Origin of the sequence: Streptomyces sp. NPDC059649, from assembly GCF_042734445.1 — a bacterium.
In the GTDB taxonomy this organism is placed as follows: Bacteria; Actinomycetota; Actinomycetes; order Streptomycetales; family Streptomycetaceae; genus Streptomyces.
The window spans coordinates 334,952-357,487 of the sequence record NZ_JBHWDV010000003.1; the positions used below are offsets into that span (position 1 = coordinate 334,952).

Annotated in this window: 21 protein-coding genes; 11 read left to right on the forward strand and 10 right to left on the reverse strand. The window is 71.5% G+C overall.

The genetic code is table 11. From position 1 onward, the window contains the following. Positions 1-123 precede the first annotated feature (123 nt). Positions 124-1,254, forward strand: a complete 1,131-nt coding sequence (locus ACFV1J_RS07330; RefSeq protein ID WP_385856265.1) for an MFS transporter — start codon at positions 124-126, stop codon at positions 1,252-1,254. A gap of 345 nt (positions 1,255-1,599) precedes the next feature. Here ACFV1J_RS07330 and ACFV1J_RS07335 read toward each other — a convergent pair whose 3' ends face one another. Next, entirely contained in the window at positions 1,600-2,250 is a 651-nt protein-coding gene (locus ACFV1J_RS07335; protein WP_385856266.1) for an FMN-dependent NADH-azoreductase, read from the reverse strand. Positions 2,251-2,458: 208 nt separating this feature from the next. Here ACFV1J_RS07335 and ACFV1J_RS07340 point away from each other — a divergent pair, with 208 nt between their 5' ends. After that, the gene (locus ACFV1J_RS07340; RefSeq protein WP_385856267.1) at positions 2,459-2,821 is read left to right on the forward strand and encodes a winged helix-turn-helix transcriptional regulator; all 363 of its coding nucleotides are present in this window, start codon (positions 2,459-2,461) and stop codon (positions 2,819-2,821) included. A gap of 133 nt (positions 2,822-2,954) precedes the next feature. Here ACFV1J_RS07340 and ACFV1J_RS07345 read toward each other — a convergent pair whose 3' ends face one another. Next, positions 2,955-3,389 (reverse strand): MarR family winged helix-turn-helix transcriptional regulator, encoded by a 435-nt coding sequence (locus ACFV1J_RS07345; protein WP_385856268.1) that lies wholly within the window; start codon positions 3,387-3,389, stop codon positions 2,955-2,957. A gap of 122 nt (positions 3,390-3,511) precedes the next feature. Between ACFV1J_RS07345 and ACFV1J_RS07350 the strand changes: the two genes are divergently transcribed. The 4 genes from ACFV1J_RS07350 to ACFV1J_RS07365 all read left to right on the forward strand — a co-directional run bounded on the left by ACFV1J_RS07350 (position 3,512) and on the right by ACFV1J_RS07365 (position 9,337). Then, on the forward strand, positions 3,512-4,741 hold the full coding sequence (locus ACFV1J_RS07350; protein WP_385856269.1) for an ABC transporter permease: 1,230 nt from the start codon (positions 3,512-3,514) through the stop codon (positions 4,739-4,741). A gap of 512 nt (positions 4,742-5,253) precedes the next feature. Beyond that, positions 5,254-6,717, forward strand: coding sequence for a DUF2252 domain-containing protein (locus ACFV1J_RS07355; protein ID WP_385856270.1), 1,464 nt, complete (start codon positions 5,254-5,256; stop codon positions 6,715-6,717). Positions 6,718-8,037: 1,320 nt separating this feature from the next. After that, on the forward strand, positions 8,038-8,982 hold the full coding sequence (locus ACFV1J_RS07360) for a hypothetical protein (RefSeq protein ID WP_385856271.1): 945 nt from the start codon (positions 8,038-8,040) through the stop codon (positions 8,980-8,982). A 10-nt stretch (positions 8,983-8,992) separates the two neighbouring features. Then, a complete protein-coding gene (locus ACFV1J_RS07365) occupies positions 8,993-9,337 on the forward strand; it encodes a rhodanese-like domain-containing protein (protein WP_385856273.1) in 345 nt (114 codons plus the stop codon). 366 nt (positions 9,338-9,703) lie between these two features. Here the strand turns inward: ACFV1J_RS07365 and ACFV1J_RS07370 are convergent, their stop codons facing one another. The 6 genes from ACFV1J_RS07370 to paaA all read right to left on the reverse strand — a co-directional run bounded on the left by ACFV1J_RS07370 (position 9,704) and on the right by paaA (position 14,978). Then, a complete protein-coding gene (locus ACFV1J_RS07370; protein ID WP_385856274.1) occupies positions 9,704-10,837 on the reverse strand; it encodes an acyl-CoA dehydrogenase family protein in 1,134 nt (377 codons plus the stop codon). A 476-nt stretch (positions 10,838-11,313) separates the two neighbouring features. After that, complete coding sequence (gene paaE, locus ACFV1J_RS07375) at positions 11,314-12,357, reverse strand: 1,2-phenylacetyl-CoA epoxidase subunit PaaE (protein ID WP_385856275.1); 1,044 nt, start codon at positions 12,355-12,357, stop codon at positions 11,314-11,316. Beyond that, on the reverse strand, positions 12,357-12,878 hold the full coding sequence (gene paaD / locus ACFV1J_RS07380) for a 1,2-phenylacetyl-CoA epoxidase subunit PaaD (RefSeq protein ID WP_385856432.1): 522 nt from the start codon (positions 12,876-12,878) through the stop codon (positions 12,357-12,359). Before paaD ends, paaE begins: the two co-directional genes overlap by 1 nt. 86 nt (positions 12,879-12,964) lie before the next feature. Next, positions 12,965-13,684, reverse strand: coding sequence for a 1,2-phenylacetyl-CoA epoxidase subunit PaaC (gene paaC / locus ACFV1J_RS07385; RefSeq protein WP_385856276.1), 720 nt, complete (start codon positions 13,682-13,684; stop codon positions 12,965-12,967). Continuing rightward, positions 13,681-14,031 carry a 1,2-phenylacetyl-CoA epoxidase subunit PaaB gene (gene paaB / locus ACFV1J_RS07390; RefSeq protein ID WP_310724046.1) on the reverse strand — a complete coding sequence of 117 codons (351 nt, stop codon included), beginning with the start codon at positions 14,029-14,031 and terminating at the stop codon, positions 13,681-13,683. Before paaB ends, paaC begins: the two co-directional genes overlap by 4 nt. Further along, a complete protein-coding gene (gene paaA, locus ACFV1J_RS07395; protein WP_385856277.1) occupies positions 14,028-14,978 on the reverse strand; it encodes a 1,2-phenylacetyl-CoA epoxidase subunit PaaA in 951 nt (316 codons plus the stop codon). The genes paaB and paaA overlap by 4 nt, the downstream gene beginning before the upstream one ends. A gap of 167 nt (positions 14,979-15,145) precedes the next feature. On the opposite strand from paaA, the gene ACFV1J_RS07400 reads away from it, so the two are divergent. From ACFV1J_RS07400 to ACFV1J_RS07410, 3 genes are read left to right on the forward strand one after another with little or no spacing between them, the layout of a single operon-like run. Further along, a complete protein-coding gene (locus ACFV1J_RS07400; protein ID WP_385856278.1) occupies positions 15,146-15,817 on the forward strand; it encodes a DUF5819 family protein in 672 nt (223 codons plus the stop codon). Then, entirely contained in the window at positions 15,814-17,259 is a 1,446-nt protein-coding gene (locus ACFV1J_RS07405; protein WP_385856280.1) for an HTTM domain-containing protein, read from the forward strand. The genes ACFV1J_RS07400 and ACFV1J_RS07405 overlap by 4 nt, the downstream gene beginning before the upstream one ends. Continuing rightward, positions 17,256-17,930, forward strand: a complete 675-nt coding sequence (locus ACFV1J_RS07410) for a TrmH family RNA methyltransferase (RefSeq protein WP_385856281.1) — start codon at positions 17,256-17,258, stop codon at positions 17,928-17,930. The genes ACFV1J_RS07405 and ACFV1J_RS07410 overlap by 4 nt, the downstream gene beginning before the upstream one ends. 56 nt (positions 17,931-17,986) lie before the next feature. Here the strand turns inward: ACFV1J_RS07410 and paaN are convergent, their stop codons facing one another. Beyond that, positions 17,987-19,669: a phenylacetic acid degradation protein PaaN gene (gene paaN, locus ACFV1J_RS07415; protein ID WP_385856282.1), complete on the reverse strand. Its 1,683-nt coding sequence runs from the start codon at positions 19,667-19,669 to the stop codon at positions 17,987-17,989. A 148-nt stretch (positions 19,670-19,817) separates the two neighbouring features. On the opposite strand from paaN, the gene ACFV1J_RS07420 reads away from it, so the two are divergent. Both ACFV1J_RS07420 and ACFV1J_RS07425 read left to right on the forward strand, forming a co-directional pair. Further along, positions 19,818-21,344 carry a 3-hydroxyacyl-CoA dehydrogenase gene (locus ACFV1J_RS07420; protein ID WP_385856284.1) on the forward strand — a complete coding sequence of 509 codons (1,527 nt, stop codon included), beginning with the start codon at positions 19,818-19,820 and terminating at the stop codon, positions 21,342-21,344. Then, positions 21,341-21,931, forward strand: coding sequence for a TetR/AcrR family transcriptional regulator (locus tag ACFV1J_RS07425; RefSeq protein WP_385856285.1), 591 nt, complete (start codon positions 21,341-21,343; stop codon positions 21,929-21,931). The genes ACFV1J_RS07420 and ACFV1J_RS07425 overlap by 4 nt, the downstream gene beginning before the upstream one ends. Positions 21,932-21,988: 57 nt before the next feature. On the opposite strand, the gene ACFV1J_RS07430 is transcribed toward ACFV1J_RS07425, so the two are convergent. Then, positions 21,989-22,504 (reverse strand): Lrp/AsnC family transcriptional regulator, encoded by a 516-nt coding sequence (locus ACFV1J_RS07430; protein ID WP_385856286.1) that lies wholly within the window; start codon positions 22,502-22,504, stop codon positions 21,989-21,991. Between the last annotated feature and the right edge of the window lie 32 nt (positions 22,505-22,536).

Here is a 22,536-nt window from a genome sequence, read left to right on the forward strand (position 1 = left end):
GGACCTGTGGTGCGGCCGGCGGTGGGGCCGGGGGCGGTACGGCAACTCCCTGACCAGGGTGGTCAGTTGGACGGTGTTGGGGGAGGGGCTGGGCGGGGCCGGCGGGGCGGTGGCTGGCCTGCGGTGGCGGCGCTGGCGGCGGCGACGTTCACGGTCGTCACGTCCGAGATGCTGCCCGTCGGACTGCTGACCCCGATCAGCCGCGAGCTGCGGGTATCGGACGGTACGGCGGGGCTGACGCTGACCGTGACCGGCCTGGTGGCGGCGGTGGCCGCGCCGGTGCTGACGCTGCTGGTGGGGCGGCGGGACCGGCGGGCGGTGCTGGCCGCCCTGATGGCCACGCTGACGGGGGCGAACCTGCTCGCCGCGTACGCCCCGAACGTCGCGGTGCTGCTGGTGGCCCGGGTGCTGGTGGGGCTGGGGATGGGCGGGGTGTGGGCGATCGCGGCGGGGCTCGCGGTGCGGCTGGTGCCCGCGCACCGGGTCGCGGCGGCCACGTCCCTGGTCTTCAGCGGGGTCGCGGCGGCCTCCGTACTGGGAGTTCCGGCCGGTACGTCCCTGGGCGAACTGGGCGGCTGGCGCGTGGCGTTCGTGGGGATGGCCGCGGTGTGCGCGGTGGTGGCGCTCGCGCTGGCCGTGCTGCTGCCGCCGCTTCCGGAGTCCGCCGCGGTCCGGCTCGGCGGGGTGCTCGGACTGCTGCGCGGCGCGCCCGTACGGACCGGACTGGTGCTGGTGGCGCTTCTGGTGACGGGCCATTTCGCGGCGTACACGTATGTGCGGCCGGTGCTGGAGGACGTGGCCGGGGTGCGGCCGGGGCAGATCAGCACGCTGCTGCTGGCCTTCGGCCTCGCCGGTTTGGCCGGGAACTTCGGGGCGGGCGCCGGGGCGGCACGGTCCCCGCGTACGACGCTGCTGGTGATCTGCGGGGTGCTCGCCGGAACGGTGCTGCTGGTGCCGCTGCTGGGGCGGGGCACCGGGGTGTCCGGAGCGGCGGCGCTGATGGCCGTGTGGGGACTGGCCTACGGGGGCGTCTCGGTCAGCACCCAGACGTGGTTGACGGCGGCCGCGCCGGGTGCGCGGGAGGCCGCCTCCGCGCTGTTCGTGGCGGCCTTCAACGGGGCCATCGCGCTGGGCGCCCTCCTGGGCGGCCGGGCCGCGGACGGCTGGGGGCCGGCCGGCGTGATGTGGCTGGGCGGCGCACTGGCGGCGGGCGCGCTGGTGACGGCGGGGGTGGGGAGGGGGCCGGGGCGGTAGGGCAGGCAGTAGGTGAGGCGGTAGACGAGGGGAGCAGGCGATAGGTGAGGGGAGTAGGGGGCTGGCGGGTGCGGGTGCGGGTGCGGGTGCGGGTGGGGATGGGGGCAGGGGCTCTGTGTAGGGAGGCCCAGCCCTCTCGTTCGGAGCCTCGTTGGTCCCTGTCGTTCGTGGGGACGTTGGTCCCGTGTTGTTCGTGGGGGCGCTGGGTCCCGTGTCGTTCGTGGGGGGCGTTGGCGAGCCCCCGCCGCGGGTTCCGGGCTGTGTGGCGTGCTCGGAGCCCGCGGCTGGGTGTCCCGATCTACGGGGGCTGGGGCTCGGGCCGGCGTCGTGGCCCGGGGCTCGTTCTCAGGCGGCGAGGCGTGCGACGAGGGCCTTGGCCTTTGCCGCGGCGTCCTCGTGGGCCTTGTCGCGGGAGGTCTCGTACAGCGGCACCAGGTCGGCCATCGCCGGGTTGACGGGTGCCATGGTCAGCTCGGGAACGATGAACTCGACGTCCAGCCCCATGCCGCCGCCCAGTACGGCCTCCAGGTAGTTCTGCACGTACTCCATGCCCTCACGGGGCGTGCCCGGCGCGTACGAGCCGCCACGGCTGGCGACGACCGTGACGGGCGTCCCCTTGGCGGACGGCTCCTCACCGGCGGTGCGGCCCATGATGATCACCTGGTCGAGCCACGCCTTGAGCGTGGAGGGGATCGTGAAGTTGTACATCGGTGCGGCGATGACGACCGCGTCGGCCTGCTCCAGTTCCTCGGCGAGCTTGACCCGCACGGCGAAGGCGGCCTGCTGCTCGGGGGTGTGGCTGGCCGGGTCGGAGAAGGCGGCGGAGGCGGCGACTCCGTCGAGGTGCGGCAGCGGGTCGGCGGCCAGGTCGCGGTAGACGACGGTGCCCTCGGGGTGCTGCTCCTCCCAGGCCTTGCGGAAGGTCGCGGTGACCGAGCGGGAGGCGGAGACGCCCTCGGGGGAGACGGACGAGTCGATGAGCAGAAGCGTGGCCATGGGAATCGTTCCTTCGGTCTGTATCGGTCTGTGTCGTTTGGTGCCGGTCTGTGTCGGCCGGTGCTGGTCTGTGTCGGCCGGTGTCGGCTGGTGTCGGCCGGTCAGGCGCCGGGACGGGGCAGCGGTGGTTGAATTCCGTACGTCCCTATTAATAGCACAGGAGCTTACTTTTCTGCAGTAGCCAAGAAGAGGGCGGTACGCTGGGTGTATGGCGGACCACAGCGAGGCGACGTGTAAGCGGGTCGATGACGGCATGGCGCGCGTCTTCGAGCTGTTCGGGAAGCGCTGGACGGGGTTGATCGTCGCGACTCTGATGCCCGGCCCGGTGCACTTCGCCGACCTGCGGCGGGCGATCCCCGGTATCAGTGAGCGGATGCTCTCGGACCGCCTGATGGAGCTCGCGGGGGTCGGCCTGGTCGTCCGCGAAGTGGACGCGGGCCCCCCGCTACGCGTCTCGTACCGGCTCACGGAGGCCGGCCGTGCAATGGACCCCGCCCTCAAGGAACTCGGACGCTGGGCGGAGACCTATCTGGCGGACGGCGGGCAATGCCCGAAGCGGTTCCGGACGTAGGGGCGGTCGGGAGCGGTCGGGGGCGGCCGGTCAGGGGCGGGTCGGGAGCCGGTCGGGAGTAGGGCGGGAGCGGGCCGGGGCCGGTGGTCGGTGGGGGCGGTGGGGCCCTCTGTGTGGTGTGGTCGAGGGCTGGTTACCCCAACCGTTCCTGGGCTGCGTTGTAGCGCCGTAGGTACGCGGCGAAGCGGTCGAGGTCGGCCTCGTCCCAGTCGGCCAGGCGCTCGTGGAAGGCCTGGCGGCGGCTGGCGGTGACGTTGGCGAGTACCTGGGCGCCCTTCTCGGTGGGGTGAAGTACCTGGACGCGGTGGTCGTCCGGGTCGACGCGGCGCTCGACGAAACCGAGCTTTTCCAGTGCGGCGATCTGCCGGCTGACCGTGGACTTGTCCAGGAAATAGTGCGCCGCGAGGTCCGTGGCGCGGCATCCGCGCTGGTCATCGAGGTGCGCAAGCAGGGTGTAGGAGACCAGCGACAGCTCGGGATGCATCCGGGCGGCGGTCGCGCGGGCCCGCCGGGCGAAAGCGGTCATCTCCTGCTGAATGGTCTCGACGGAGTCATCGCGGTGGGGCACGGGTTGCCTTTCCTAGGTCTAGTTGTAGAGTACAACGTAGGTGAGGGTTGTATTTGCCAACCATTGCCGCCATCCCGCATTCAAGCCAGCAACAGAACCCCTCAGCTGAGAAGGCTCGCCCCATGAGTACGGCCCGACGTCCCGACCACCACGGAAACGCGCCCCAAGGCGGCCACCGTGCCGCACCCGCCGGCCGCCCCGCCGCCCACGCCGCCGGGCTCCGTCATGTCCTGGCGCATCTGGTCACGCCCCTGCTGATGTGCATCGGCATGGGGCTCGCGTACCTGGGTGCGTTCGCGCATCCCGCGCCCCACCACCTCCCGGTCGCGGTCGTCGGATCGAGCCATAGTGCACAGCTGCTTGCCCAGTCGATCAACGACAAGTCGGGCGGTGACCTGGAGGCGCGTACGGTCCCCAGTCGGTCGACCGCGGTCGAGCAGCTGAGGCACCAGGACATCTTCGGTGCGTATGTGATGAAGGCGAAGACGCAGGCCCAGCCGCGGGCGGCGGCTCCCGAACTGCTCGTCGCCACCGCCGGATCCGACACCAGCGCCTCGGTCGTGCAGAAGATCTTCACTCCGCTCGCGGCCCGGCAAGGCGCCCCGCTGAAGGTCACGGACGTCGCGCCGCCCGCCGAGGACGATCCGACCGGGCAGGGCATCTTCTTCCTGCTGGTCGCGATCAGCATCGGCTCGTACGCCTCGGTCGCGGTGATCGGCGGGGCCGGCGCCGTGCTGCCGCTCCGGCTGCGGGCCGCGCTGGCGATCGGTACGTCCGTTGTGGTCAGCCTCATCGGCACAGCCTTCGCCGGCCCGGTGTTCCACCTCGTCGACCACGGGCTGTGGGGCCTGTGGGGCATGGCATGGCTGTACTCCGCCGGCGTTCTGCTGATCGGTACCGGCCTGCACACCTTCCTCAAGCGGTGGACGACGCTCGGCGTGATGGCCCTCTTCGTGATGCTCAACTTCACCTCGTCCGGCGGCATTTTCCGGCCCGAGATGCAGAACGGCTTCTTCGCCGCGCTGCACTCCTTCTGGAACGGTGCCGGCTTCGTCGAGGGCCTCCGCAGCCACGTCTACTTCGACGGTTACGGCCTGTCCGGGCACGTCTGGACGCTGGTGGGATGGCTGCTCGTCGGTGTGCTGATGGTCGGTCTGGCGGGGCTGGCCGAGCGGCGCCGGCGGGCCGCGGAGGCGGAGGCGGCGGCCAATGCGGCGGCGGTGGCGGCGGCCGCGGTGGCGGCGACGGTGCCGGAGCCCAGGCCGCGGCGGGCGGTGGGGGCGGCGGCGCCCGGCACCGGCTCGGCGGACGAAGCCGCGGAGGAAGAAATGGCGGAGGCCGTGGGCGTCTAGGCGCGCTGACCGGGCAGGTTGGTGACCCGGCTGGCGATAGTGACCGCCTGAGCGCCTGAGCGCCTGAGCGCCTGGTCGAACTGGCTCTCTGAGCACCTGGCCGCGTGGCCGTCTGAGCGCCTGGTCGTTTGACCGCCGGGCCGCCCTGGCCGCCTGATTGCCCCCACTTCCTCCCCACTTACTCCCCGCCTCCTACTCGCCTCCTCCCCCTTCTTTCTCTCGGCCTCCTGTCTCTCTCCCCCCGGCCCGCAACGACCAGCGCATACGCAGAGTTATCCACAGGCCCTGCGCGCGATGACGCAACGTCGGTAACGTCATGGCACGTCGGCAGGCCGGGAGCAGCCCCACTCGGAGCAGTCCCACTCGGCGGCCGGTAAGTAGTGCTCAGTAACCGTGCCCAGCAGCAGTCCCAGTAACAGAGAACTTCGCCGCACTCACCGCCCTGGTGGATGTCGCCGAAGTAGCCGAAGTCGCCGCAGCCGTAAAGGTCCTGAAGGGGGAGGTGGCCCGCCATGACGCGTGTGCCGTACGTATCGGGGTTTGCCAAGGTCGATGCACAGGGCCCGTCGCCCAAGGCGGCCGGCCGGGCGTTGCGGGAGCGGTTGCCCCGTTCCGCGCAGTCCGCGCTGTCGAGTGTGGCCGAACGCCCGGACGCGGTAGCGGCGGTGGAGGAATCCAATGCCGGACGGCTTCCCGACCTGACGCCCATACGGGTCGGCCGGATGGCCGCGAGCCCGTTCGCCTTCCTCCGCGGCTCCGCGGGCCTGATGGCGTACGACCTGACGGCCGATCCGGTGACCGGTATCGGCGCCCAGATCTGCGGCGATGCGCACGCCGCCAACTTCGGCCTCTACGGCGATGCCCGCGGCGGCCTCGTCATCGACCTCAACGATTTCGACGAGACCCTGTACGGGCCGTGGGAGTGGGACGTGAAGCGGCTCGCCACGTCGATGGTGCTGGCGGGCCGGGAAGCGGGTGTGGCCGAGGACGAGTGCCGCCACGCTGCCCAGGACGTGGCAGGCGCGTACCGACGCACGATGCGGCTGCTGGCGAAGTTGCCGGTCACCGAGGCGTGGAACGCCATCGCCGACGAGGAGTTGGTCTCGCACACCGACGCCCGGGACCTGCTGGGGACGCTGGAGCGGGTGTCGGCCAAGGCGCGGAAGAACACCAGCGCACGGTTCGCGGCGAAGGCCACGGAACAGACGGCGGACGGAGGCCGCCGCTTCGTGGACGCGCCACCGGTGCTGCGCCGGGTGCCGGACGCCGAAGCGGCAGCCGTGGCCGCCTCCCTCACCAGCTACCTCGACACCCTTCCCGAGGACCGGCTGCCCCTGCTGGCCCGGTACGCGGTGCACGATGTGGCCTTCCGAGTGGTCGGCACGGGCAGCGTGGGCTTGCGGTCGTACGTGGTGCTGTTGCTGGACCACCGGGGCGAGCCGCTGGTCCTGCAGGTGAAGGAGGCCCGCAGCTCGGCCCTGGCGCCATACGTGGAGAAGGCCGGCTTCCCGGCCCCGGCGGTGACGCACGAAGGCCGTCGGGTGGTGCTCGGTCAGCGGAGGATGCAGGTCGTCAGCGACATCCTGCTCGGCTGGACGACCGTGCAGGACATACCCCGGCCCGGCGGAGCAGGCACGCCCTGCACTGCCAGCGGGAGCGGCCGGGGACCAGACCATTCCACTGAACTCCCCTTCCAGGTCCGCCAGTTCAGAAACCGCAAGGGGAGCGTGGACCCGGCTCAGCTGACCGGCGACCAGCTGGACGACTACGCCCGGATGACCGGCGCCCTCCTGGCCCGAGCCCACGCCCACAGCGCCGACCCACGCCTGGTGGCCGGCTACTGCGGCAAGAGCGAGGAACTGGACGAGGCCATAGCGAAGTTCGCCGCCGCATACGCAGACCGCACGGAAGCGGACCACACGGCCCTGACCACAGCAGTGAAGAACGGCCGCATAGCAGCAGAAATGGGGGTATGAGCCGCGGCGTCTCCTCGGGGGCCTTTCCTGACTGACGACGGACTCTGACGACCGATGACCGACGACCGATGACCGACGGTCGCGACCGCTGACCACGATGCGGTCCGGAGGTGGCGGTCTGGAGGTGGCGACCGGGGTGAGGAAGGCCGGGGGCTGGGCTTGTAAGGACGGACGGGGGCCTGCCTTTCGGGCCTGTGGTTGAGCCTTTGCTCGGGCCCGGGCTACGGGCTGTGCTTGGGCTCGGGGCTGTGAAGGCGTTGACGCCACGGTCCCGAGCGGGCGGCCGCGGGCTGTGCGGTGCGATGCGGCGCGGTCCGACGTGATGCGATGCGTGCGATGCGGCGATACGCGGTGGTCCGACGGCTGCTCGGCACTCAAGGGTGGTGCACGTCGGCGACGCCCCTTGACCGCAGCTGATCGGACCGTGGTGGCGATGGAAACCCGTTAGCTCCGGCCCGGCTGTTGGTCACCAGGGCGGTAGCTGACGCCAGCTGCCGCTCGGGGATGGGAGCTGGAGGCGTTACGCGGGCCATGCCGTGCATGCGGAACGCGTGAGCTTGTGGTTGGCGGCGAGCTGTCGGCGTGACCTGACGGCACGGAGTGGTGGCTAAGCGTGAGAGTTGCCGGCTCGGCCCTGGGCGCTGGGCTCTGTCGGTGGGCGGTGGGCGGTGGGCGGTGGTCGGTGAGCCGTGAGGCATGGCCGGGGCAGTAAGCCCAGAGTCGTGGCCGTGCGCGGTAGGCCGTGACTGGTGCGGGTGGTGGGCGCTCGGCACTACGTGGGGGCCGTGGACGGTGCGGGTGGCGGACGCTCGGCGGTGCGTGGTGACCGGTGGTGGGCGCTCGACGGTGCTTGGTGACGGTGACCGGTGGTCGGTGGTCGGTGGTCGGTGGTCGGTTGGGTGGTGGGCGAGGGGGCGGGGTGGTGGGGTGGGGGGGAGGGGCCCCGGGGGAAGCGGAAAGGGAAGGCGAAGCTCCGGCCTACGGAGCGGCCAAGGGCCGAGGCAGGGAGTGGCCAAGGCGCCTCAGTCGGTGGCGCGGGGCGGGCGGTGGTGGCTCGGGCCGTACGCTGACCGGGTGACGAACTCGCACGCGGAGAACGCGCAGGACGGCCAGCATCGAGCGGACGGACCGGGCACGACGGGTGCCTCGGGGGATCCACAGGCGCCGGATGCCCGTGACGGCGGTCAAAGCGCCCCGAGCGGGTACGGCGACAGCCCGGCAGACCAGTCGGACCAAGCGAACCCCACAGATCAGGGGAACTGCACAGATCAGGGGGACCGCACAGACCAGGCGGAGGCCGGCCAGGCGGCCGCAGGTTCTGTGGCCGGCGGCACCGAACCGGCGGATCCGGCGGGGCAGGACCCCCATGGTCAGCACGACTTCCCCGGGCCTCAGGACTCCGACGGTCACCAGGACTCCCACAGCCACCAGAACTCCCCCGGCCCCCAGGATTCCCAAGGCCACCAGGATTCCCAAGGCCAAGACGCGGCCGATGAGGGAACGCGGCGGCTGGCGAAGGCCGTGTTGGCGGCGGAGCAGGCGTTGATCGAGTTCGAGATCGCGGTGGAGACGTTCCGGGTGGAGGTGGAGAACTTCTCCCGGCTGCACCATCAGCGGCTCGGCCCCATGTACGCGCGGCTGGACGAGCTGGACGCGCAGATCGCCGAGGCCGTGGCAGCGCGTACCGGCGACCCCGAGGACCTTCGTAAGGCGCAGGAGGCGCGGGCGGCGGTGCTGCCGATGCCGGAGGTGGAAGAGCTGTTCCACGGCTGGATGGGGGCGGACGGGCTGTTCCCGGAGGCGCAGGCGATGCTCACCGAGCAGCCGGTGCAGCCGCCGCAGAAGGTGCGGCCCAGCGAGGAGGCCCGTAAGGCCTACCGCGAGCTCGTCCGCAAGGCCCACCCGGACCTGGCGCGGGACGACGCGGAACGAGCGCGACGGGATGAGTTCATCGCGCGGGTCAATGCGGCGTACGGCCGGGGTGACGAGGCGGCGCTGCAGGAACTGGCGCGGGAGTGGGAGGCCGGCCCGGCGCCGGCCGAGGAGTGGCTCAGCGAGAGCGAGGAGCTTTATGCCCGCCTGGAGTGGCTGGCCACCCGCAAGGAGCTGCTGGCCGCTGTCGCCGCCGAACTGGAGGAAAGTGCGATCGGCGCGATGATCAAGATGGCGCCGGAGGACCCGGACCGGCTGCTGGAGGAGATCGCCGAGAAGCTGCTCGCCGACGTCGCAGAACGTGAGGCGTACCTCGCGCAGCTGGTCGGGTAGCGTCGGGACCATGCAATTTGGTTCTGTACCCACCGTTGGTGTCGATGCGCTCTCGGCCGAGGCCTTCCTCCTGGACGTACGGGAGGACGACGAGTGGGAGGCGGGGCACGCCGAAGGTGCGCTGCACATCCCGATGAGCGAATTCGTCGCCCGCTACGGGGAGTTGACCGAGCAGGCGCCCGAGGGCGACAAGATCTACGTCCTGTGCCGCGTCGGTGGCCGTTCGGCCCAGGTGGCGCAGTACCTGATCCAGCAGGGCATCGACGCCGTGAACGTCGCGGGCGGCATGCAGGCCTGGGAGGCCGCCGGGCGTCCCGTTTCGGACGGTAAGGGCGGAACGGGGACGGTTATCTAGCCGGCGGCTAGTACCCACGGCCAGTGCCCAGCTGGCAGGCGCTGGCCGGCCAGCGCCTGCGTGGCACAACTGGCCGACCTTCGCTTCTCCCCTCCCCTGACGCCCCACGGTGCGCGCGAGCGCCGCAATGCCCTACGCGTCCCTGGTGGCGAGTCGGCGCCGCGCCACATGCCGGTGATCGTGCGCGTATCCCGGTGCGCGCGATCACCGAATGAAACGCGCGCGATAACCCGGTGAACGTGCGCGATGACCCGGCGAGTCCGAATTTGGGTCCGAGTCCGAGTCCGAGTCCGAGTCCGAGTGCGAGTGCGGTCTGTACGGGCTCCTCGCCGCAGCTCACCCCAGCTCACCCCAGCTCACCCCAGCTCACCCCAGCGGATGTGCCGCGAGCAGGTCGCCGAGGGCCTCTTCGTGTGCGGCGGCGGGGCCGAGGGCGAGTTCGAGCTGCTTGGCCCAGGCGTGGTAGCGGTGCAGCGGGTAGTCCGTATCGGCGCCGAAGCCGCCGTGCAGGTGCTGGGCGGTCTGGACGACGCGCCGTACGCCCTCGGAGGCCCAGATCTTGGCGACCGCGATGTCCCCCGCCGGCGGGAGCGGGCCGGGAGCGTCGGCGGTGAGGCGCCAGGCGGCCTGCCACAGGGTGGCCTCCATGGCGCGCAGATCGATGAAGCGGTCGGCGGCCTGGATCGCTACGGCCTGGAAGGTGGCCAGCGGATACCCGAACTGTTCGCGCTTGCCGGTGTACTCGCTGGTCATGGCGAGCACTCGTTCGCCCAGCCCCAGGGCCAGCGCACAGGTGCCGGTGGTCAGGAGGTGGCGGAGGGATTCCCAGGCGGCCGGATCGGTGATCGTTTCGGTGGCGCCGATACGGACGGAGTCGAGCCGGACCTCGGCCTGGCGCTCGCCGCTGGTCGAGATCTGGTCGGCGAACGTGACGCCGATGTGGGTGCGGGGGACGAGGGCGAGGACGGCGTGGCCCTCACCGTTGTGTGCGGGCAGCAGGATCCGGTCGGCGGTCGCAGCCCAGGGGATGGCGGTCTGGCTGCCGTCGAGGATCCAGTCGGTGCCTTCCTTGCTGGCACGTACGGCGAGTTCGGCCGGTTCATGGCCGGTACGGCCGGTGGCGGCAACGGTGACGACGAGGTCCCCGGTGGCGATCCGCGGCAGTACGTCCGTACGGAGCGCGGCATCGGCGTACTGCTGGAGGGTGAGCGCCGCGCTGCCGGATTCCAGCAGGGGCACGCGGGCCAGCACCTTCGCCGCTTCGCGCAGTACGAGGCAGAGCGCTATCGGGTCGAGTCCCGCGCCGCCGTACTCCGGTGCGATGAGCAGGCCCAGCAGATCGGCGTCGGCGAGCTTGCGCCACAGCGCGCGGTCGAAGTCGTCGGCGACCGCTCCCGTGGTGAGTGCCGGGCTGGGTACGTCGTCCGGAGCGGTCCCCGAGAAGACGGCCCGCGCCGCTTCGACGGCGGCCTGTTGCTCCTCGGTGAAGGTGAAGTCCACTGGCTGTCCTTCCTTCCGCGCGGCGCCTCGACACCTGACGAATCTGACGAGCCGTCAAGCCACGCGCCAAGGTAGAACATGTTCCAGGAATTGGGAATGGTGGTGGCGCCGCTGAGCCAGCCAGCCAGCCAGCCAGCCGTCGGCCGGCCCTACGACCGTTCCCCCGTCGTCCGGCAACCGCTCCCTGCCCTCCGACCGCTCCCTGCCCTATGGGCCCCGGGGCACGAACCGTCCGTCCCCTCGCCGTGTCGGGGAGTTGGGCGTCTGCGACCGCTCCTCCCCCCCCACCGCTCCTAGCCCCCGAAGCCCAGCCCACCCCACTCACCGAGCCCCCACTCACCGAGCCCCCACTCACCGAGCCCCCCACCCACCGAGCCCCCCACCCACCGAGGCCCCACTCACCCGGCCCCCGCTCACCCACCCTCACTCACCCAGCACAGTCCCCCACGCCCCCATTGATCCCCCTACCGATCTCCCTACCGATCGAAGTCCAACTCCACCTTCTCCGTGACCGGGTGGGACTGGCAGGCGAGGACGTAGCCGGCGTTGACCTCTTCGGATTCGAGGGCGAAGTTGCGGTCCATGCGTATCTCGCCGGAGACCAGGAAGGCCCGGCAGGTGCCGCAGACGCCGCCCTTGCAGGCGTAGGGGGCGTCGGCGCGGTTGCGGAGGACGGCTTCGAGGAGTGATTCGCCGTCGTGGACGGGCCAGGTGCCGGAGCGGCCGTCGAGGGTGGCGGTCACCGTGCTGTGCGCGGGGGCCTTGGCCGTGGGTGCGGTCGGGGCGCCGTTGTCGACGTGGAAGATCTCTTCGTGGATGCGGTTGCGGGGTACGCCGAGGGCGCGGAGGGCGCGTTCGGCGCCCTGGACCAGGCCGTACGGGCCGCAGAGGTACCAGCCGTCGATGGCGTCGGTCTTCAGCAGGGCGGGCAGCAGGGTCCGGAGCCGGTCCTCGTCCAGGCGGCCGGAGGGCAGGCCGGCCTGCTGTTCCTCGCGGGAGAGGGTGTGGATCAGCTGGAAGCGGTCGGGGTAGCGGTCCTTCAGGTCGGCGACCTCCTCCAGGAACATCGTCGAGGCCGCGGTGCGGTCGCTGCGGATCAGGCAGAAGCGGGCGTCGGGCTGCTGGGCGAGGAGGGTGGTGGCGATGGACAGCACGGGGGTGATGCCGCTGCCGCCGACGATCCCGACGAAGTGCCCGGGGCGCGGGGCGAGGACGAACCGGCCGGCCGGGGCCATCACCTCCACCGTGTCGCCGACCGCCAACTCCTTGAGCGCGTAGGCCGAGAAGGCGCCGTCCTCGACGTACCGGATGCCGATCCGCAGGACGGGCTCGTCGGTGGCCGGGGTGCAGATGGAGTACGTACGGCGGATCTCCTGTCCGTCGACCGTTCTGCGCAGCGCGATGTGCTGTCCGGGGGTGTGCCGGAAGGCGCTGCGGAGTTCGGGCGGGACGGTGAAGGTGACGGCCACCGCGTCGTCCGTGAGCCGCTCGACCTCCTGGACCCGGAGCGGGTGGAACATCACAACTCCTTGAAGTGGTCGAAGGGTTCGCGGCAGGACTCGCAGCGGCGCAGCGCCTTGCAGGCCGTGGAGGAGAACCGGCTCAGCAGGGTGGTGTCGGTCGATCCGCAGTGCGGGCAGCGGATCGTGAGGTCGACGGAGACCGGTCCGCCGGCCGGGCCGGCCGGGCGCGGTGGGGCGATGCCGAAGGCGGCCAGCTTGCGGCGGCCCTCGGCGGTGATGGCGTCCGTGGTCCAGGGCGGGCTGAGGACCGTACGGACCTCGACGTCGGGTATGCCCTGATCGTGGAGAATCCGCTCGATGTCGGCGGACATGGCCTCGACGGCGGGGCAGCCGGTGTAGGTGGGGGTGAGCTCGACCTCGACGCGGTCGGGGGCCGTCAGCCGGAGATCGCGCAGGACGCCGAGTTCGGCGAGGGTGAGGACGGGCAGCTCGGGGTCGGGGACGGAGCCGGCCAGTGCCAGCAGTTCCGCTTCGAGGGTCGTGGTGGGCAGGGTTGCCGCGCCGGCCGTGGTCGTCATACCGGCCGTAGGGGTCGTGCCGGCCGTGGTCGGGGTGCCGGTCGTAGGGGCCGTGCCAGCACTCGTCGTCGTGGTGTGGCCGGTGGTCACCATGTCGCCCCCGGGTGGCTGCGGTGGAGGTGCTGCATCTCGGCGAGCAGCCGTCCGAACGGTTCTGTGTGCAGGCCCTGGCGGCCCGCGCCGGCGGTCCAGGCGCCGCGCTGCGGTCCTTCGGGGAGGCGGAGGGTGGCCTGCTCGACGGTGGCGGTGATGCGGGTCGTCCAGCGGTCGTGGAACGTGGCCCAGGGCAGCATTTCCAGTCCTTCCACCGGCTCGAACATCTCGCCCGTGAAGCGCCAGAGGGCGTCCAGGCCGCGCTGCATCCGGGTGTGGCTCTCGTCGGTGCCGTCGCCGAGCCGGAGGGTCCACTGGGTGGCGTGGTCGCGGTGGTAGGCGACCTCCTTGACGGCCTTGCCCGCCAGCGGAGCCAACTCGGTGTCTCCGGCAGCCAGTTGCTCGAAGAGCAGCTCCTGGTAGGTGGAGAAGTAGAGCTGGCGGGCGATGGTGTGGGCGAAGTCGCCGTTGGGCTGCTCGACGAGCTGGAGGTTGCGGAACTCCCGCTCCTCGCGCAGATACGCCAGCTCGTCCTCGTCGCCGGCCAGGGAGAGCAGCACCCGGGCCTGGCCGAGCAGGTCCAGCGCGATGTTGGCCAGCGCCACGTCCTCCTCCAGGACCGGGGCCCGGCCGGCCCACTCGCCCAGGCGGTGGGAGAGGATCAGCGCATCGTCCCCGAGGGGCAGGGCCGGGGTGGTCACGGTGTCCCTCACAGGTGGTGCACCCCCTCCGGGATCTCGTAAAAGGTCGGGTGGCGGTAGGGCTTGTCGCCGGCCGGCTCGAAGAAGGCGTCCTTCTCGTCGGGGGAGGAGGCGGTGATCTGGGCGGAGGGCACCACCCAGAGGGAGACGCCTTCGGAACGCCGGGTGTAGAGGTCGCGGGCGTTGCGCAGCGCCATTTCGGCGTCCGGGGCGTGCAGGCTGCCGGCATGGGTGTGTGACAGGCCGCGGCGGCTGCGGACGAAGACCTCCCACAAGGGCCAGTCGGTGGGGCGGGCGTCCGCCGCTTCGGCGGGGGCGCCGGAGGCGGGGGTTTCCGCGGGGCGGGGTGTCGTCGTCATCGTCCGGCCTTCCCGTGCTTGGCCGCGTGTGCGGCGGCTGCCTCGCGCACCCAGGCGCCTTCTTCGTGGGCCTGCCGACGGCGGTTGATCCGCTGCTCGTTGCAGGGTCCGTTGCCCTTGAGGACCTCCCGGAACTCCGTCCAGTCGATGGGGCCGAAGTCGTAGTGACCGCGGTCCTCGTTCCACACCAGGTCGGGGTCGGGGAGGGTGAGGCCGAGGGCTTCGGCCTGGGGGACGCAGATGTCGACGAAGCGCTGGCGCAGCTCGTCGTTGGAGTGCCGCTTGATCTTCCAGGCCATGGACTGGGCGGAGTGCGACGACTCGTCGTCCGGCGGGCCGAACATCATCAGGGAGGGCCACCACCAGCGGTCGACCGCGTCCTGCGCCATCGCGTGCTGGGCTTCCGTGCCGCGGCTGAGGGTCAGCAGGAGCTCGTAGCCCTGGCGCTGGTGGAAGGACTCCTCCTTGCAGATGCGGACCATCGCGCGGGCGTAGGGGCCGTAGGAGCACCGGCACAGCGGGACCTGGTTGGTGATCGCCGCGCCGTCCACCAGCCAGCCGATGGCTCCGACGTCCGCCCAGGTCAGGGTCGGGTAGTTGAAGATCGACGAGTACTTCTGGCGGCCGGTGTGGAGCTTGTCGAGGAGCTCGTCGCGGCTCGTGCCGAGGGTTTCGGCGGCGCTGTAGAGATACAGGCCGTGTCCGGCCTCGTCCTGCACCTTGGCCATCAGGATCGCCTTGCGGCGCAGGGAGGGCGCGCGGGTGATCCAGTTGGCCTCCGGCTGCATGCCGATGATCTCGGAGTGGGCGTGCTGCGCTATCTGCCGCACGAGTGTGGAGCGGTAGGCCTCCGGCATCCAGTCCCGTGGCTCGATCCGCTCGTCCGCGGCCACGGTGGCGTCGAATGCGGCCTCCTGAGCCGCCTCCTCCGGCGCGATCGTCGTCATGTGTGCCCCCTCGCTCCCGACCGACCGATCGTTCGGTTCAATGGTGAGTGGGCGGGCAGCGGGTGTCAAGCCTGTGGATAACTCGGGGGAGGGTGTGCCCGGTGCGGACGCATAGGTACGGTTCCGGAGCGGAGTTGACCGCATGGGTTTACGGGAACGGGGCGGGAATGCAGTCATACGGGGACGAACCGCGGCCTTTGGCCGCGCTGTCGCTACCCTCGCGGTTCGTCATAGGCGTGGCGGCCTGCGCCGTCGCCGTCATCGTCGCGATTCATCTCGCCATGATGTTTCTGCACGTCGCGCCGCAGAACACGCTCAGCAAGCAGCAGGGCGCCCTGATCAGCGACTACGTCTATCCCGAGTACGAACAGAACTGGAAGCTGTTCGCGCCGAACCCCCTCCAGCAGAACGTCGCGGTCCAGGTGCGCGCGGAGATCCGCGCCGAGGACGGCGGCAGCCGCACCACCGGCTGGACCGACCTGACCGCCCGGGACGGCCGGGCCATACTCCACAACCCGCTGCCCAGCCACACCGAGCAGAACCAGCTGCGCCGGGGCTGGGAGCTCTTCGTCAACAGCCACAACGCCCAGGGCCGCCCGATCGGCCCCCGCGGCGAGCTGGCCGAGCGCTACATCCGGCGGATCGTGATGTTCCGGATGCAGGGCGAGTGGACCGCGGCCGGCGGCCGGGTCGACCGCATCCAGGTCCGCTCCCGTACGGCCGCGGTCAGCCCGCCGCCGTGGAGCACCGAGAAGATCAGCGACAAGCCCGCGTACCGCGTGCTGCCCTGGTGGCAGGTCATCGCAGCCGACCTGCCCGAGGGGGCGAACAGCCAGTGACGTCACCGACGCCCCAGCAGCCCCCGAGCACCTCGCAGCCCTCGCACACCACGGAGCCCACCGACGTGCCGCAGCAAGCGCACGCCCCCCACGCCCCCCAGGCCCCCACCGCCACCCCGGCCCCCTACCAGGAGACCCGGGTCGAGCGCGCCATCGGCCGCCTCTTCGGCCGCGCCACCGGCCGCGCGCTGGCCCCGTACCAGACCGCCGTCATCCGGATCGGCTTCTCGGCGACCTGGCTGCTGTTCCTGCTGCGCGAGTGGCCGCACCGCCTCACGCTCTACGGGCCCGACAGCCCCTGGAGCCTGGACATGGCGCGCCGCCTCCTGGGCGCCAACCACGCCTTCTCCATGCTGTTGTGGTCCGACGGCCGCGGCTGGTTCGAGTGCGTCTACCTGATGGCCGTCGCGGCCAGCGCGGCGCTGCTGCTCGGCTGGCGCACCCGCACCATGTCGGTGCTCTTCATGCTCGGCGTGATCTCGCTGCAGAACCGCAGCGTCTTCATAGGGGACGGCGGCGACAACGTCATCCACCTGATGTCGATGTATCTCGTGCTCACCCGGTGCGGCCAGGTCTGGTCCCTGGACGCGCGCCGCGCCCGGCGTGCCCGGGCCGCGGCGGAGGCCGCCGCGGCCGGCGGGGAGGCGTCCGAGGGGGCGGGGACCGTTGAAGGCACGCCGGGTGGGGGTCGCGGACGCGATCTGACCGGCATCGTCCTGTGGGCGGTCCTCGGCCTCGCCCTCGCCGTCGCCCAGCTCACCGGCAGCTACGCCCTCCTGTGGTTCGACAACGGCCCGTTCCCGCACATCGGCTGGAGCCTGGTCCTGTGGGGCCTGTGGGCCGCGCACGCCCTCTGGTGGGCGGTCCAGCGCTACGCACCCGGGGAGCCGCGCACCGTCCTGGACACGCTCACCAAGCTCGCCCACAACGGCGCACTGCTGGTGATCATGGTCGAGGTCTGCCTGGTCTACTCCACCGCCGGCTGGTACAAGATCCAGGGCTCCCGCTGGCAGGACGGCACCGCGGTCTACTACCCGATGCACCTGGACTACTTCTCCCCCTGGCCCGCGCTCTCCCAACTGCTCGGCAGCAACGGCCTGATGGTCATGCTGATCACCTACGGCACGGTGATCGTCCAGGTGGCCTTCCCCTTCACGCTCTTCAACCGCCGGCTCAAGAACGTGCTCCTGGTCATCATGATCTGCGAGCACCTCTCGATCGCGTTCCTGCTGGGGCTGCCGTTCTTCTCGCTCGCCATGATCGCCGCGGACGCGGTCTTCCTGCCGACGAACTTCCTGACCTGGGTCTCCGCCCGCGTCTCCGGCCTGCACGAACGGCTCTTCCCCCGCGCCGTGGCGGCCGCCCCGGACGGCGGTCCCGGAGGCGGTGAGCCCCCGGCCCGTACGGACCACGGCGGCGGTGGCCATACGCTCGTGGGGTGAGCAGCGAGAAAACCGCCCCCGCCGAGCCCCTCCAGTACGACGAGGGCTACGGGACCCAGATCGGCGTCGGCCCGCATCCGGAGCCCTGGCCCGAGGACGACCGTTACGACCCGGAGCTGCTGGCGCACGGCGACCGCCGCAACGTCGTCGACCGCTACCGCTACTGGCGGCGTGAGGCGATCGTCGCCGACCTCGACACCCGCCGCCACGACTTCCACGTGGCGGTCGAGAACTGGGGCCACGACTTCAACATCGGCTCGGTCGTGCGCACCGCGAACGCGTTCCTGGCCAAGGAGATCCACATCGTCGGCCAGCGGCGCTGGAACCGGCGCGGGGCGATGGTGACCGACCGCTACCAGCACGTCCGCCACCACCCGGACACCGCGGACCTCACCGCCTGGGCCATGGCCGAGGGGCTGCCGATCATCGGGATCGACAATCTCCCGGGGGCCGTGCCGCTGGAGACGACGGAGCTGCCGCGCCGCTGTGTGCTCCTCTTCGGCCAGGAGGGGCCGGGGCTGACCGAGGAGGCGCGCCGCCACGCCTCGCTGGTCTGCTCGATCGCGCAGTTCGGCTCGACCCGCTCGATCAACGCGGGGGCGGCGGCCGCCATCGCGATGCACGCCTGGATCGGCCGCCACGCACGGATCGACGGGCCGCACGCCGGCTGACCGGCGCCGCGTCCGTCGAGCACGTCGGGTGACCGGCGCCCGGCCCCCGGCTCACGTCATGCGGGTCGGCGCACCTCCACCATCCGGAAGCGGTTGGCCACGAACGCGCTGTCGCAGAGCACCGCATTCGCCGCCGGGTTCCCGCCCGAGCCGTGGAAGTCCGAGAACGCCGCGGTCTGGTTCACATAGACCCCGCCGGTGAGGTTCAGCGACAGCTGGGCGCACTCCTCCAGGCAGGCGTCCTCCACCAGCCGCTCGACCTCGGCGTCCGTGGTGTACGCGCCGACCGTCATGGCGCCCTTCTCGCGGACCGTCCGCCGCAGCAGCTCCACGGCGTCGGCCGCGGAGTCGACGGCCACCGCGAACGACACCGGCCCGAAGCACTCCGACAGATACGCCGCCTCGGAATCCGGCTTGGCGCCGTCCAGCTTGACGATCACCGGGGTGCGGACCGTCGCGCCGGGGAAGTCCGGGTGGGCCACCTCGCGGGAGGCCAGGGCCACCTCGCCGAGCCCGCCCGCGGCCTCGATCCGCTCCTTGACCTGCGGGTTGACGATGGCGCCCAGCAGCGCGTTGGCCCGTGCGTCGTCGCCCAGCAGTCCGCTCACCGCGCCCGCGAGATCGCTGACCACCTCGTCGTACGACTTCCGCCCGGCGTCCGTGGTGATGCCGCCGCGGGGGATCAGGAGGTTCTGCGGGGTGGTGCACATCTGGCCGCTGTAGAGCGACAGGGAGAAGGCGAGGTTGCTGAGCATGCCCTTGTAGTCATCGGTGGAGTCGATGACGACGGTGTTCACGCCGGCCTTCTCGGTGTGGACCTCGGCCTGCCGGGCGTGGGTCTCCAGCCAGTCGCCGAACGCGGTCGAGCCGGTGTAGTCGATGATGCGGACCTCGGGGCGGACGGCCAGCGTCTTGGCCAGGCCCTCGTCCGGCTTGTCCACGGCCAGGCACACCAGGTCGGCGGGGAAGCCGGCGTCGTCGAGCACCTCGCGCGCCACCTTGACGGTCATGGCCAGCGGCAGCACCGCCCGCGGATGCGGCTTGACCAGGACCGGGTTGCCGGTGGCCAGGGAGGCGAACAGGCCGGGGTAGCCGTTCCAGGTGGGGAAGGTGTTGCACCCGATCACCAGGGCCACGCCGCGCGGCACGGCGGTGAAGCTCTTGGACAGCTCCAGCGGGTCGCGCTTGCCCTGCGGCTTGGACCAGGCCGCCTGCTCCGGCGTGCGGGTCTGCTCGGCGTAGGCGTACGCCACCGCCTCCAGGCCGCGGTCCTGGGCGTGCGGCCCGCCGGCCTGGAACGCCATCATGAACGCCTGGCCGCTGGTGTGCATCACGGCCTGGGCGAACTCATGGGTGCGCGCGCTGATCCGGGCCAGGATCTCCAGACAGACCGCCGCGCGCAGCTCCGGGCCGGCCTCCCGCCAGGCGGGGATCGTGGCGCGCATCGCGGGCAGCAGGACGTCCACGTCCGGGTGCGGATAGCTGATCCCCAGCTCCGGCCCGTAGGGCGACACCTCCTGACCAGTCCAGTCGTCCGTGCCGGGCTGGGTGAGCTCGAAGCGCTTGCCGCGCAGCGCCTCGAACGCGGCCGCTCCGTCGGCCGCGGCGGTTTCGCCGTACGCCTTGGGGTGCTCGGGGTGCGGGGACCAGTAGGCGCGGGTACGGATCGTCTCCAGCGCCTGATCGAGGGTCGGACGGTGCTTCTCGATCAACTGCGCTGCGGTCATTTCGGCGGCCATCGATGACCAACTCCTCGTCGAGCCGGACGGAAAGCGGATAGGGCTGGGAGCGGACAGGGCAATACGGAGTTAGAGTAACCGAACGATCGGTCGGGGCAAGAGGGCCCGACGAGCCTGTGGAAAAGTCGGTCGGGGAGGATCAGCTGGCATGACGGCAATCGGCACCGGCAACACCGTGGCAGTCGTGGGCACGGGCACCATGGGACAGGGAATCGCGCAGGTGGCGCTGGTCGCCGGCCATCGCGTACGGCTCTACGACAGCGCCCCGGGCCGCGCCGAGCAGGCCGCCGACGCGCTGGTGCGGCGACTGGACCGGCTGGTGGAAAAAGGCCGGATCGCGGCGGCCGAGCGGGACGCCGCCCGCGACCGCCTCTCCCCCGCCACCGCCCTCACCGAGCTGGCCGACTCCGCGCTGGTCGTCGAGGCGATCCTGGAGGAACTGGCCGCCAAACAGGAGCTGTTCAGGGCGCTGGAGGACATCGTCGGCGACGACTGTCTGCTGGCCACCAACACGTCCTCGCTGTCCGTCACCGCGGTCGCCGGCGGTCTGCGCCGGCCCGGCCGCTGCGTGGGCCTGCACTTCTTCAACCCCGCGCCGCTGCTCCCGCTGGTCGAGGTGGTCAGCGGCTTCGCCACGGACGAGGCGGCCGCCACCACGGCGTACGACACCGCCGCTGCCTGGGGGAAGAAGCCGGTCCGCTGCGCCGACACCCCCGGTTTCGTCGTCAACCGCATCGCCCGCCCCTTCTACGCCGAGGCCCTGCGCGCCTACGAGGAACGGGTCGCCGACCCCGCCACCATCGACGCGGTGCTGCGCGACGGCGCCGGCTTCAAGATGGGGCCGTTCGAGCTGACCGACCTCATCGGGCAGGACGTCAACGAGGCGGTCACCCACTCCGTGTGGCAGGCCTTCTTCCAGGACCCCAAGTTCACCCCCTCGCTGGCGCAGCGCCGGCTGGTGGAGGCCGGCCTGCACGGCCGCAAGGCGGGGCGCGGCTGGTACGACTACTCCGAGGGCGCCCAGCGGCCCGCGCCGCACACCGCGGCGCCCTGCCCGGCCCCGGAGGCCGTCGCCCTGCACGCGCGGCTGCCCGGCCCCGCCGCGGTGCTCCGCGAGCTGATCGAGGAGGCCGGCATCAAGGTCACCCGCGACCGCACACCGGCGGAGTCCGAGGGCTTCCTCCGGTTGCCCGGCGGGGCCTGCCTGGCGCTCACCAACGGCTACCCGGCGACGAGCGTCGTCCACGACAAGTACATCCGCTTCGACCTCTCGCTCGACTACCGGGCCGCCACCCGGATCGCGCTGGCCGCCTCGGACGCCTGCTCCGAGGCGGACGTCGCGGAGGCCGTCGGGCTTTTCCAGGCGCTGGGCAAGGAGGTCAGCGTGATCGGCGACGTCCCGGGCATGATCGTCGCCCGGACGGTCGCGATGATCATCGACTTCGCCGTGGACGCCGCCGCCCGCGGGGTGGCCACCCCCGAGGACATCGACACGGCCATGCGGCTGGGCGTGAACTACCCCGGCGGCCCCATGGAGTGGGCCGAACTGCTCGGCGCCCATTGGGTGTGGGACCTGCTGGACTCGATGCACCACCAGAATGCCGGGGGACGCTACGTACCGTCCTGGGCGCTGCGGCGCCGTGCGGACCTCGAGGAACAGGTGCTCTCATCATGACCATGGCCAAGCGCGACACCTACACGCCCGATTCGCTGCTCGCCGTCGCCGTCGAGGTGTTCATCGAGCGCGGCTACGACGGCACCTCCATGGAGCACCTCTCCAAGGCGGCCGGCATCTCCAAGTCCTCGATCTACCACCACGTGCGCAGCAAGGAAGAGCTGCTGCACCGCGCCATAAGCCGGGCCCTGGACGGCCTCTTCGCGGTGCTGGAGGAGCCGGCGGCCCTCCAGGGGCGGGCGATCGAACGGCTGGAACACGTCACCCGCCGGGTGACCGAGGTCCTCCTGGACGAACTCCCCTACGTGACACTGCTGTTGAGGGTGCGCGGCAACACGGACACCGAGCGGTGGGCCATGGAGCGCCGCCGGGAGTTCGACCACGAGGTCGCCGCGCTCCTCAAGCAGGCCGCCGCCGACGGCGACCTGCGGGACGACGTGGACATCCGGCTCGCCACGAGGCTGCTCTTCGGCATGATCAATTCGATCGTGGAGTGGTACCGGCCCGGGCGGGGCGGCGCGGCGAGCCGCGACGAGGTCGCCGAGGCCGTGGTGCGCACGGCGTTCGCGGGCCTGCGCCGGCCCTGACAGGGTCCTGACGGCGTCTGGCGGGGGCTCTGGGAGCCGCCCGCGGCGCCGGGCGGCTCACTCCCCCTCGGGCCCGAGATCGGTCTCCTCGAAGACCAGCAGGGTGCGGGTGCTGAGCACCTCCGGTATCGACTGGATACGGGTGAGGACCAGCTCCCGTAGTTCCCGGTTGTCCTTGGTGTGCACCAGCAGCAGCACATCGAAATCGCCGCTGACCAACGCGATGTGGGTGGCGCCCGGCAGCGCGGTGAGCTGTTTGCGCACGGTCCGCCAGGAGTTCTGCACGATCTTCAGCGTGATGTACGCGGAGGCGCCCTGACCTGCCCGCTCCTGGTCGACCAGGGCGCTGAAACCGCGGATCACCCCGTCGTCCATCAGCCGGTTGATGCGCGCGTAGGCATTGGCACGCGAGACGTGCACCCGCTCGGCCACGGAGCGTATCGAGGCTCTGCCGTCGGTCTGCAGCATGCGCAGGATCGAGCGGTCGATGGTGTCCAGCGGGCGGGCGGCCGGAGCTGGCGGTTCGGGCGTCGGCGGCTGACCGTTGTTATTGGCCATCTGTTCGTCCGGCATATGGTCCCGCCTCCCCTTTGTGGACGCCCTGT